At 68.3% G+C, this 12419-nt stretch carries 7 protein-coding genes; 4 read left to right on the plus strand and 3 right to left on the minus strand.

Annotated features, from left to right (window positions below):
• Positions 1 to 25 precede the first annotated feature (25 nt).
• The 3 genes from AB0M73_RS30070 to AB0M73_RS30080 form a co-directional block, all read right to left on the minus strand.
• The gene (locus tag AB0M73_RS30070; protein WP_363897372.1) at positions 26 to 1018 is read right to left on the minus strand and encodes a hypothetical protein; all 993 of its coding nucleotides are present in this window, start codon (positions 1016 to 1018) and stop codon (positions 26 to 28) included.
• Positions 1019 to 1235: 217 nt separating this feature from the next.
• Positions 1236 to 2825 carry an ATP-binding protein gene (locus tag AB0M73_RS30075; RefSeq protein WP_363897375.1) on the minus strand — a complete coding sequence of 530 codons (1590 nt, stop codon included), beginning with the start codon at positions 2823 to 2825 and terminating at the stop codon, positions 1236 to 1238.
• Positions 2826 to 3126: 301 nt separating this feature from the next.
• Entirely contained in the window at positions 3127 to 4806 is a 1680-nt protein-coding gene (locus tag AB0M73_RS30080; RefSeq protein WP_363897378.1) for a bifunctional 3'-5' exonuclease/DNA polymerase, read from the minus strand.
• A 242-nt stretch (positions 4807 to 5048) separates the two neighbouring features.
• Between AB0M73_RS30080 and AB0M73_RS30085 the strand changes: the two genes are divergently transcribed.
• From AB0M73_RS30085 to AB0M73_RS30100, 4 genes are all read left to right on the plus strand, one after another.
• Positions 5049 to 7811, plus strand: coding sequence for a DEAD/DEAH box helicase (locus AB0M73_RS30085; RefSeq protein ID WP_363897381.1), 2763 nt, complete (start codon positions 5049 to 5051; stop codon positions 7809 to 7811).
• A 145-nt stretch (positions 7812 to 7956) separates the two neighbouring features.
• Positions 7957 to 8676: a DUF4333 domain-containing protein gene (locus tag AB0M73_RS30090; protein WP_363897384.1), complete on the plus strand. Its 720-nt coding sequence runs from the start codon at positions 7957 to 7959 to the stop codon at positions 8674 to 8676.
• Positions 8677 to 8707: 31 nt separating this feature from the next.
• On the plus strand, positions 8708 to 9895 hold the full coding sequence (locus AB0M73_RS30095; protein WP_363897388.1) for a GNAT family N-acetyltransferase: 1188 nt from the start codon (positions 8708 to 8710) through the stop codon (positions 9893 to 9895).
• 25 nt (positions 9896 to 9920) lie between these two features.
• A complete protein-coding gene (locus tag AB0M73_RS30100; protein WP_363897391.1) occupies positions 9921 to 12416 on the plus strand; it encodes a DUF2156 domain-containing protein in 2496 nt (831 codons plus the stop codon).
• The last annotated feature ends 3 nt before the right edge of the window (positions 12417 to 12419 follow it).

Raw genomic sequence — 12419 nt, forward strand, 5'->3', positions numbered from 1 at the left:
GAGCGGACTGTGGTGACGTGGGCGGTCATCTTTCACGTTCATGCTGCTGAAGGGCGATCTTCACCTGCCGAAGGCAGGTACGGGTGGCCTTCAGATCATCGGGCTTCGGCAGCCTCATGTGCACGACCCTGTTCCTGATCCGCGTCACCCTGCGCAGTTCTTGTAGAAGATCCGCATCGAAGCCGATATGCGAAGCCTCCGATCGTTCTGCAGCCAAATCGATTAACTGGCCGAGAGTGAGGTAGTCCAGTGGATTCGAGAGCCTGCCGATGTTGAAATCGGCGCTGAAATTTGCGGATTTTCTGATGTACTCGATTAATTCGCGGCGCAGAACTTGCCCATGCCACTTCGTGCCAAGTTTCGCCTCGAAGGCGAAGGCCAGTGACCTCCGTATCGTTCTTTCCAGCTCGAACAGAGCGGCAGACAGCTCCCTCCAGCCCATCGGAGGTGCGGTGCAAAGCTTGCTCGCCGCCTGTAGGCCGTCGAGCCACGACTTGCCAAGGGCTCGATCGAAGAGAATCAGGTGCCGGTGATCCAGGTCCAAACGGCCGACGCCGGCGGAGATGAGCTCTCCCTGCATCCACTCGGGAACATCGTGAATGGGGACCTCCGTCGTGTGATATTCGATCACCCATTCTTCGAGCCAGGCGATGTAGTTGGGTCCGAGCTCGTACAATGTCTGACAGGCGACGGTGGCAGCCACTTTGTAAACGTCTCTCTTTGTTAGGCGTCCCTCGTGTTCATGTAGTTTCTGGGTGAATCCCCTACTTTGCTGTGCATCCGGGATTTTGCAGTTGTTCCTTGACTCGAGGTCGGCAATCGCCCACTCGGCAAAACGGCTAGACTTTAGGTGGATGTCGGTGCTGTCTATGACGAGAGAGCTGCCGTCCCCGATCGGGAAAGCGGACCTCGGTTGGCGTGAGAGGATCAGCGCACGTCCGCCGGTTTTGTCGATCCACTCGTTCACTGGAACGCGAAGTTGTTCGAGCTTGCGCGGCGATTCTATCAGCAGTTCCATCTCTAGAATTATCGCCACGTTGACACCGGGTTGCGGAGAGAATGTGCTCGCACGGCTGAGGTGGAAAGACTGTGGGTAATACCCAAATTCCGTGAGTTCGTCCAATATTGCCGCGGCTGTGCTATCCACTCGATGGAAAGCGCAGTAATGGAGAAACGAGTGTGAGGTGGACCGCAACTTCTGGATAATCTCTGGATACCACAGGTGATCGGTCATATCAGTTCCTGCTGTGTCTGGAGTCGAATGCAGACAACGCAGTCAATCGCAGTCCATTGTGATCTTCGGCCACGAGTCCTAACTGTATAAGGTGATTAATTTCGTTCGGATATAGCTCTTCTAGGGTGTCGATCTCGAAAGGGCTGGTCTGAATGAGGTCAAGTACATCGTTCTCGGTCGGGTAGTAACGGGCGATGCTTGCCATCATCTGGTGAACCTGGCCGGCTACGGAACGACGCCACTGTCGACGGGTATGGGTCAGCACGTCCGTCGTCACCTCGCGCAGCGTTAGGTCTGCAGGAAGCGACTCGACCATTTGGGCGGCAAGTGTTCGGAGCAGGAAGACGTGTCCGTCGGCTAGTTCCGCTACTTCGGATGCTGCATCCTCGCTCCAGGTGACAGCCATTCGGCGGCCGAGGTGGACGAGAATCTCCATGCTTTCGGTCTTTGTAAGGGGTGGTAGAAAAAGAGTTGTCGCCCACGCGAAGAATGGGTTTTCGCGACCGAAAAGCTCACCTTCCTCAAGTATGCTACTGGTTAGCCCGCTGACCAGTACGTTGAAGTTGGCGTTTTCCTGCACGAGTGCCCTGAGTGCGCCCAGTAGCTCCACCGCCTGTGGCCGGTTTGCGTTCCACTCGGTGGCGGGGCCGACCAGGCTTTCAATCTCGTCCAGCGCGAGTACAACGTTGACCTCTTGTCTGGCGATATGGCTTAGTAGGATGTGAATTGCTCGACGAAACTCCGCCACTGTCGGCGAGCTTGGCAGTTGGACGAGTTCATGTGTGCGGAGTCCCTTGGAGCGTAGCTCGGTGAGAAGGTTAACGCGGATGTCGTCGAGAAGATTGGCGACTTGCTCTTCCGTGTTGCTTGGAAGTGTTTCCAGATCCCTGAGGACAAATATCTGACGCACCTCGGTCGTTTCTGCAACCCGTCTCCCGAACTCCTTGACCAAGGACGTCTTTCCTGTTTTACGTAGTCCGAATACGCCGGAGACGCGTCCCGCCGTGAGGTGATCGGCGAGTTCGCGAAGCGGCCTGATTCGGCCGAAGAAGTCGCGCCCAGTGACCGGCAGGGTCTGTTTGTAAGTATTGGTTTGCGTGAGCCTCCGTAGCAGGCTGTGCCAGATCTCCGACGCCGCGTCGCTGTGGCCCATCTTTGGCAGCGCGATCGCGACGTGAGCGGATTTTGTCGACCAATCGTCCAGTCGTACGGAGACCATTGGGTCGGGGGACCACAGTAGGAACAGATCCGGTGTAGGAGGGTTTAGCGTCATCGTCGTCAAATTTGGGAGATTTTGATAGGTTCGCTGCTGTAGGTCGCGATGTCGCGAGTAATATCCGAGCACTTCTCGAGTTATGCCGAACCGCTGTTCGATGACCGCGCCGAACCGGATAAGTACAATCCAGGAGTCGCGATCCGACGGTATCGGGCTGCGTCTGGCGTATACAAAATCGCTGCCGAGACTTCTCAGTGCTTTGCGATGCTCGGCTGCGACCGGGAAATGGTCGATGAGCTCGTTGATGTGGCCCAGGAGCGAACCTTGACGTACCGCGACGGCACCGTTACGGAAATCATTCGGATTGATCGTCATTTTCCCTCCTGCGTTGGGCTGAGTGTCTGATCGACCGTGCTTCGGTGGATCGTTTGGAGCTGCTCGTTCGGTGCCGTGGTGTCAGTCGTACGCTGGCTTGATATCCATCGGAAGGCACGTACTGTTGGTTATCTTTGATCTCGAAAAGAGATGTCTCGAAATGGTCACGGTGCTGCGCCGTTCGGGTACAGCGGCGTCGCCTGGGACCGCCTTCGCCGAAGGCTGAGCGCTTCGATGCGAGGCTGACTTGGTGGCTGTGGCCGAGGCGCGTCTGTATGTCGGCGATACCTGTGGGCTGGTCCTATTTCGCGTCGGCGTAGCACTCGACGGCCGCGATATCCAGCGGGAACCGGGCCGGAGTGTCCCCGAACACGACCCGTCCGGCCGTCTCGGCCGCCTGTTCGAGCACGGCGACGACTTCGTCGGCGTCCGACTCCCGGCAGTGCACGATCACCTCGTCGTGCTGGAAGAACACCAGCTCCGGCCGCGACCCCTCGACGCCGATCCCGGTCAGCGCCGGACGCAGCGTGGCCAGCAGCGCCAACGCCCAGTCGGCGGCGCTGGCCTGCACCACGAAGTTGCGGGTGAACCGCCCCCGCGCCCGGTTGCGCGCACCGGAGTCGGAGACCTCCTCCACCGGGTCGGGATCCAGCGAGCCGCCGGTCCAGCCCGAGGTCGCCGGGGGACAGGTCCGCCCCAGCCACGACCGCACCAGCCCGCCGGACTCGCCGACCTGGGCGGCTTTCTCCACGTAGTCCACGGCCCGAGGGAACTGCCGTCGCAGCGCGGCCACCAGCGCCCCGGCCTCGCCGCTGGTCTGCCCGTACAGCGCGGCCAGCATGCCGATCTTGGCCCGCGGCCGGTCGCCCCCGAAGGCCTCGTCGGCCAGCGCCCGGTACAGGTCGCCGGAGCTGCCGGCCCGGGCCAGCTTGTCGTCACCGGCCAGCGCCGCCAGCACCCGCGGCTCCAGCTGCCCGGCGTCGGCCACCACGAGCACCCACCCCGGATCGGCGATCGCCGCCCGCCGCACCCGCTTGTGGATCTGCAGCGCCCCGCCGCCCCGCGTGGCCCACCGGCCCGACACCACGCCGCCCGGCACGTACTCGGGCCGGAAGCGGCCGTCGTGCACCCAGGCCGCCAGCCACGACCAGCCATGCGCGGTGTAGATCCGGTACAGCTCCTTGTACTCCAGCAGCAGCGGCACCGCCGGATGATCCACTTCCTTGAGCACCCACGACCGGGTGGACGGCAGCCGGATCCCGGCCCGGGCGAACGCCTTGAGCACCTCGGCCGGCGAGTCGGGATGCAGCCGGTGATCACCCAGCGCCGCGCCGATCCGCTCCGACAGGTCGCTCAGCTTGCGCGGCGGCACACCGTAGGCCTGACGCGCCCCCAACATCTCCGTGAGCAGCGCCGAGTGCACGTCGGCCCGCCACGGCAGCCCGGCGTGCCGCATCTCCGCCGCGGCCAGCGCACCCGCCGACTCCGCCGCCACCAGCAGCCGGAACCGCCCCGGCAGCGCCGTCTCCCCGATCCGTCGCAGCTGATCGCGGTGCACGGCCACCAGGACGTCCATCGGATCCGCCCCACCCAGCGGGTCCGGCGGCTGCTCCGCCTCGAACAGCGTCGGCTGGACGTCGGGGGATCGGGGCGGCCGGTCGGCCGGCACCGGGCCGCCGGTCATCCGCGCCCACGCCGCCGGCACGCTCCGCGGCCCGCCCCACCGACCGATGTAGCCCAGCAGCAGCGTCTCGGCCAGCTCGACGTCGTGGCAGCGCTCCACCCGCACCCCGGCCGCCAGCAGCCGCGGATAGATGTCCATCGTGTGCGCCCACACCCACCGCGGCCCCGACCGCTCCAGGTCGGCCACGGCCGCCACGAGATCGCCCACCTGACGCGCGCCGCCGAGGGGCTCACCGTCTTCGGTCAGCTCCTGAAGCAACGCCCCACCTGCGTCGATGGGCACCACGGCAACCCGCACAGGTACATCTTGACAACAACCCCTGACAGTGTCGTCGCGCCGCGTTCCGCGGCGGGCGGGTTCGCTCTGATCCGGCCTCTTCCCTTGTCTCGTTCGAGCCGCTCAGGTGGTGGGCCGAGTCGGGTGGGTGCTCGAACGAGCCCGCGGTCCGGAGACCGGCGCGAACCCGCGGTGATGTCGGGAACGGCGCGACACAGTAGATCTTGGACGCGTTTGTCGGGGGTTTGTGAAACTCTGGAGTCGTGGCTTCCAGCGCAACCCCGGGCCGGTCCCCGGCCGAGGCGTACGCGGCGTCCAAGCGCCGTGCCGCCCGGCCCCGGTTGACCGACTTCATCTCGGTGCTCTCCTTCGAGCTCGACCCGTTCCAGCGCCAGGCCTGTGAGGCCCTGGAGGACGGCCACGGGGTGCTGGTCTGCGCCCCCACCGGCGCGGGCAAGACCGTGGTCGGCGAGTTCGCCGTGCACCTCGCGCTGGGCAAGGGCGGCAAGTGCTTCTACACGACGCCGATCAAGGCTCTGTCCAACCAGAAGTTCGCCGACCTGACCGCGCGCTACGGCGCCGACAAGGTGGGCCTGCTGACCGGTGACTCCTCGATCAACGGCGACGCGCCGATCGTGGTGATGACCACCGAGGTGCTCCGCAACATGCTGTACGCGGGCTCCTCGGCCCTGCACAACCTGGCCTTCGTGGTGATGGACGAGATCCACTACCTGGCCGACCGGTTCCGCGGGGCGGTGTGGGAGGAGGTGATCCTGCACCTGCCGGAGTCGGTGAAGGTGGTGGGCCTGTCGGCGACGGTCAGCAACGCCGAGGAGTTCGGCGAGTGGCTGGTCGAGGTCCGCGGCGACACCACGGTCGTGGTGGACGAGCACCGCCCGGTGCCGCTGTGGCAGCACATGTTGCTGGGCGGCCGGGTGGTCGACCTGTTCGCCGACGACGGGGCCGACGAGGCCCGGATCAACCCGCAGCTGCTGCGCCGGGCCGAGGAGATGGGCCGCCACCACGTGCCGTTCAGCCACGGCCGCGGCCCCCGCGCGTCACGGGCCCGTGACAGCGGCCCGCGCTTCCGCCCGCCGTCACGGGTGGACGTGGTGAGCCGGCTGGAGCAGGCCGGCCTGCTGCCGGCGATCGACTTCGTGTTCAGCCGGGCCGGCTGCGAGGCCGCCGTCACGCAGTGCGTGCGGGCCGGCATGCGGCTGACGGCGCCGGAGGACGTCGACGTCATCCGAGGCATCATCGACGAGCGCACCAAGGACCTGCCCGAGGGCGACCTCATGGTGCTCGGCTACTGGGAGTGGCGGGAGGCCCTGGAACGGGGCATCGCCAGCCACCACGCGGGCCTGCTGCCGGCGTTCAAGGAGACGGTCGAGGAGCTGTTCGTGCGCGGCCTGGTCAAGGTCGTGTTCGCCACCGAGACGCTGGCGCTGGGCATCAACATGCCGGCGCGCACGGTCGTGCTGGAGAAGCTGGTCAAGTACAACGGTGAGGCCCACGTCGATCTCACACCGGGGGAGTACACCCAGCTCACCGGCCGGGCCGGGCGCCGCGGCATCGACATCGAGGGCCACGCCGTCGTGGTGTGGCAGCCGGGGATCGACCCCAAGCAGGTCGGCGGCCTGGCCTCCACCCGGACCTACCCGCTGCGCTCCAGCTTCCGCCCCGGCTACAACATGGCCGTCAACCTGGTGCAGCAGCTCGGGGCCCAGGCGGCCCGGGAGATGCTGGAGCAGTCCTTCGCCCAGTTCCAGGCCGACCGATCGGTGGTGGGCCTGGCCCGTCGCATCGAGCGCGGCAAGGAGGCGCTGGCCGGCTACGCCGAGTCCATGACCTGCCACCTCGGCGACTTCGCCGAGTACGCCGAGCTGCGCCGCAAGCTCACCGACCGGGAGAAGGCGCTGTCCCGGCAGAACAGCGCCAGCCGTCGCGCGGCGGCCGCCGAGTCGCTGGAGAAGCTGCGCAAGGGCGACGTCATCGCGGTGCCCTCGGGCCGCCGCTCGGGCATCGCCGTGGTGATCGACCCGGGCCTGGACCCGCTGGGCGAGCCCCGGCCGTTCGTGCTGACCGAGGACCGCTGGGCCGGCACGCTGTCGGTGGCCGACTTCCCGGCCCCGGTGGTGGCGCTCGGCCGGATGAGGCTGCCCAAGAACGTGGACTGGCGGTCCCCGCGCATCCGCCGCGACCTGGCCAACGGCCTCCGCGACACGGGCATCCGGCCGCCGCACCGCGAAGGCCGCCGCGGCAAGGGCGACGTTCATGACGACGCCGAGCTCGCGACCCTGCGCCGGGCCATGCGCGCCCACCCGTGCCACGGCTGCGACGACCGGGAGGCGCACGCCCGCTGGGCCGAGCGCTACCACCGGCTGCTGGCCGAGACCGAGCGCGTGGAGCGCCAGGTCGCCTCGACCACGCACTCCCTGGCCCGGGCATTCGACCGGATCCGCAGCCTGCTGCGCGAGCGCGGCTACCTGGCCTCCGACGGCGACGGCGTCACCCCGAACGGCAGCCGCCTAGCCCGCCTGTACAGCGAGTCGGACCTGCTGGCGGCCGAGTGCCTGCGCCAGGGCGTGTGGGAGAGCCTGACGACGCCGGAGCTGGCGGCGGTGGTGTCGTCGCTGGTGTTCGAGGCCCGCCGCGACGGCCCCATGGACCCGCGGCTGCCCACGCCCGAGGTGGCCACGGCGATGCAGGAGACCATGCGCCTGTGGTCGTCCATCGAGGACGACGAGCGCCGCCACAAGCTGGACCGCACCCGCCAGCCCGACACCGGTTTCGCCTGGCCGGTGTACCGCTGGGCGCGCGGCGAGTCCCTGGAGAAGGTCCTCACCGCGGCCGAGACGAACGGCCAGGAGATCTCGGCCGGCGACTTCGTGCGCTGGTGCCGGCAGGTGATCGACCTGCTCGACCAGCTCAAGGAGGTGGTCGGCCGGTCCGAGCCGGTCGGCGCGACCGCGGCGGAGGCGGTCAAGGCCCTGCGCCGCGGGGTGGTGGCGATGGGCACCCTCTGAACGGCGGATTCGCGGCCGCCCCGTTGGTGGCAGCCTGCGGGGGCGACACGGGATTACCCAGGTCGGCCGCGCGGTGGGGGCGGCCTGTGGTTTGATCGCGGCTTAGCGGCCGGATGTCGGAGTTCAGCAGAGCACGGAGGCAACAATGACCAGCCCGTACGGACCGTCCGGGGGCAACGACCCGCAACAGTGGGGCCAGCAGCCCCAGGGTGGGTACCCCGGCACACCGTCCGGTGGCTTTCCGGCCCAGCAGCCGCAGTGGGGCCAGCAGCCCCCCGCGTCGAACCCGTACGGCCAGCCGCAGCAGCCTCAGCAGCAGCCGCCGGGCCAGTACCAGCCGCCCGGCCAGTACGAGCAGCCCAACCCGTACGGCGGCCAGCCCGGCTACCCCCAGCAGCAGCCGCCCCAGCAGCCCGGCTTCAACCCCTACGGCCAGCCGGCGCAGCAGACCGCCCAGTGGGGCCAGCAGCCCGCGCCCGGCCAGCCGCAGTGGGGGCAGCAGCCCGGCCAGTTCGGCGGCCCCGGCTTCCCCGGCGCGCCCGCGCCCAAGGGCGGCAACCGCAAGGGCCTGGTCATCGGCATCGTCGTGGTGGCCGTGCTGATCGTGATCGTGGTGGTCGTGCTGCTGGTGGCCGGCGTGTTCACCAAGAAGGTGTTCGACACCGCCAAGGTCGAGCAGGGCGTCACCGGCGTGCTGACCAACGACTACAAGCTCAAGGCCAGCGACGTGAAGTGCCCCGACAACGAGCCGGTCAAGACCGGCACCACCTTCACCTGCCAGGTGACCGTGGACGGCGCGCAGAAGAACGTCCAGATCACCGTGAAGAGCGACGACGGCCACTACGAGGTCGGGCAGCCGCAATAATCTGCTCGCCCGCCCTCAGTAGAGTCGCATCGTGACCACGCCGCCGTTCGACATCCGGACCCTCAGCGGCGAGGAGGAGCTGCGCGCCGCCCTCGTCCTGTTCCGGCGGTGCCTGCACGGCAACCCGCCCAGCGACGAGGACTGGCCGCTCGCGTACGGCTCGTTCGACCAGGCGACGGTGCTGGGCGCGTACGACGACTCGGGCGTCATCGGCACGCTGACCGCCAACAGCAGCGTGATCGCGCTGCCCGGCGGCAAGGTCGTGCCGATGGACGCCGTCAGCCGGGTCGGTGTGCGCTCCGACCGCACCCGGCGCGGCCTGCTGAGCGCGATCATGCGGGCGCACCTGGCGGGCACGTCCGCGCCGATCGCCACCCTGCGGGCCACCGAGGGCGTGATCTACCGCCGCTACGGCTACGGCGTCGCCACCCGGTCCCGCACCACGAAGCTGGACTTCGCCAAGGCGCGCCTGCACGACCGCGCGCCGGTGGCCGGCGACGTCCGGCTGGTGCAGGACAAGGAAGAGATCAAGCGGCTGATGCCGGAGCTGCTGCGGCGCTTCGGCACGGCCCACCCGGGCGGCATCATCATGTCCGACGGCTTCTGGAACATGGTCCTGCACCGCCAGAACGGCAGCCCGGGCCTGGTGGTGCACGAGGACGGCTTCGCGGCGTACGGGGTGAAGGAGATTCCGGGCGAGACCTACGCGTACGCGATGAGGGTGGGGCACATGTTCGCCGCCATCCCGGCTGCGCGGGCCACGCTGCTGAAGTTCCTGCTGGGCATCGATCTCGTGCGGCACGCGGAGTTCGACGGACGTCCCGTGGACGAGGACCTGGAGCTGTTGCTGGTCGATCCGAGAGCCGTGCACTACTCGGATTACGAGGACGAGACCTGGCTGCGCCTGGTCGACGTGCCGGCGGCGCTGGCCGCGCGCGTCTACGGCGACGCCGAGCCGGTGGTCATCGAGGTGGTGGACGATTTACTCCCGGCCAACAGCGGCCGCTACCGGATCGGCCCGGACGGCGCCGAGCGCACCGACCAGGCCGCGCAGCTCCGGCTGGGCGTGGCCGACCTGGGCGCGGCCTATCTCGGCGACCGTCCCATGAGCCAGTACGCGGCGGCCGGCCTGGTCGAGGTGCTCGACGAGGCCGCGCTGCCCGCCGCGGACCGGCTGTTCCTGCTCGACCGCGCCCCCTGGTGCGGCACGTACTTCTGACGATCTTTCTTCTGGCTGGAGCTCCATGACCACGCTCGCCGGCTGGCGGCACAGCGTCGATCGTTACCTGGGACCGACCCGTGCGCTGGCCGCACTGAGGCGTGCCCCGTTCACCATCGGCCTGCTCGGACTGCTGTGGCTGACCGCGATCGTCACCGGCAGCCTGCCCGCCGGGCCGCCGGACAACCTGTTCGACGTGGTCGCGGTGTCCTGGGACGACCTGGCCGGCGGTCGCTTGTGGACGGTCGTCACCAACGGCATGTGGTGCTTCGACCTCACCGGCTACCTGGCCACCACCGTGCTGCTGCTGGGCATCGGCGTGCCGGCCGAGCGACGGCTCGGGGCCGGGCGCAGCATGCTGGTGCTGCTGGCCAGCCAGGTCGGCGGTGTGCTGGTGGCGATCCCGCTGGTGTGGCTGGTCTCGCTGACCGGTGAGCCGTGGACCTCGGAGATCGTCGCCGACACCACGCTTGGCCTGTCGCCGGGCATCGTGGGCCTCGGGCTGGCCCTGAGCGGGCAGCTGGGCGCCATGTGGCGTCGCCGACTGCGGCTGTTCCTGCTGGTCGGCGCGGCCGTGATGGTGCTGTACTCCGGGACCGTCCAGGATGTGGTGCGGCTGTTCGCCGGTCTGGTCGGTCTGGTCATCGGGCTGACGGTGCTGGGCCGCCCCGTCCGCGTCGCGATCAACGCCTCGTCCCGCTCGGAGACCAGGGTCCTGACCGCGCTGCTGGTCGCGGCGACCGCGCTCGGGCCGGTGGCCACCCTGTTCTCCAAGACCGCCAACGGCCCGCTCGGGCTGCTCCAGTACATGTTCGCCTCACCGGCGCTGGATGCCGGCGACGTCGCCGAGTACTGCGCGAACGGCTTGCAGGACACCGTGAACTGCCGCGTGGTCACCGCTGAGACGCTCGGCACCGGCATCGGCTCCGCCATCACGTCCATCGGGCCGGCACTGCTGCTGCTCGCCGTGGCCGAGGGGCTGCGCCGGGGGCGGCGTTTCGCGTGGTGGCTCGCGCTGGTCTTCAACCTGATGCTGGGCCTGGGCTGCGTGGCGTTCGTCACCGGCTACCTGTACGGCGAGACCAACTTCAGCGACGTCATCCCCAACATCGCGCCGATCGTGCTGCCGTTCGCGGTGTGCGGGCTGCTGCTCGGCACCCGCCGCGTGTTCACGGTGACCGCCCCGAAACGCACCTACCGCCGGCTCGCGGCCGGTCTGCTCGTGGCTTTCGTGCTCACCTCGGCCGCGTACATCGGCATCGGCTACCTGGACCGCGCCCACTTCAAGCCGATGCCGGACCTGACGCTGCTGCTGACCGACCTGCCGTCCCGCTACCTGCCGCCGGGCTACGCCCTGCTGACCGACATCGACTTCCTGCCCACCGGCAGCCTGGCCATCCTGGTGTGGGAGTACACCGGCGCGGTGTTCTGGGTGGTGCTGCTGATCGGGCTGCTGATCAGCTTCTGGCGGGCCAAGCCGGTGCAGGACGCCGAGGCCACCGTGGCCGCCCGCAAGCTGATGGAGCACAACGGCGGCTCCTCGCTGGCGTACATGACGACGTGGCCGGGCAACCAGTACTGGTTCACGCCCTGCCGCCAGGCCGCGCTGGCCTACCGCGTCTCGGCCACGGTCGCGTTGACCACGGGCGGCCCGCTCGGCGATCCCGACCTGCACCGAGACGTCGTTGCCGGATTCCAACGGTTCTGCGCCGACAACGGCTGGACGCCGTGCCTGTACAGCGTGACCGACCGGGTGCGGGACGCGGCCGTGGGCCTGGGCTGGCGGGCCGTGCAGGTGGCCGAGGACACCGTGGTTGCGTTGGCGGACCTGGAGTTCACCGGCAAGAAGTGGCAGGACGTGCGCACGGCGCTGAACAAGGCCGGCAAGGAGGGCATCGCCGCCGAGTGGCTGTCCTATCCGGACGCGCCGCTGGCCATCAGCGACCAGGTGCGAGCCATCTCCGAGGAATGGGTGGCGGACAAGGGAATGCCCGAGATGGGCTTCACCCTCGGCGGCCTCGACGAGCTCGACGACCGGTCGGTGCGCTGCCTGATCGCGGTGGACGCCGACCGGACCGTGCACGGCGTCACCAGCTGGCTGCCCGTGTTCGAGGACGGCGAGGCCGTCGGCTGGACCCTGGACTTCATGCGGCGGCGCGGGGCCGGCTTCCGCGGCGTCACCGAGTTCATGATCGCCTCGGCGGCGTTGACGCTGAAGGAGGAGGGCGCCCGATTCCTCAGCCTGTCCGGCGCGCCGCTGGCCCGCCTGGACCGTGGCGAGGAAGTGTCCTCGCTGCAACGGATCCTGGACATCACCGGCAAGGCGCTGGAGCCGGTGTACGGGTTCCGGTCGCTGCTGTCGTTCAAGGCCAAGTTCCAGCCCGAGTACCGGCCGCTGTTCATGGCGTACCCGGACTCCTCGGCGCTGCCGTCGATCGGCAATGCCATCGGCCGCGCCTACCTGCCGCACCTCACGGCGCGGCAGGGGCTGCGGCTGGTGACGAAGTTGCTCAAGAACTAGGGC

Source organism: Kutzneria sp. NPDC051319 (assembly GCF_040682195.1).
Classification (GTDB): Bacteria; Actinomycetota; Actinomycetes; order Mycobacteriales; family Pseudonocardiaceae; genus Kutzneria.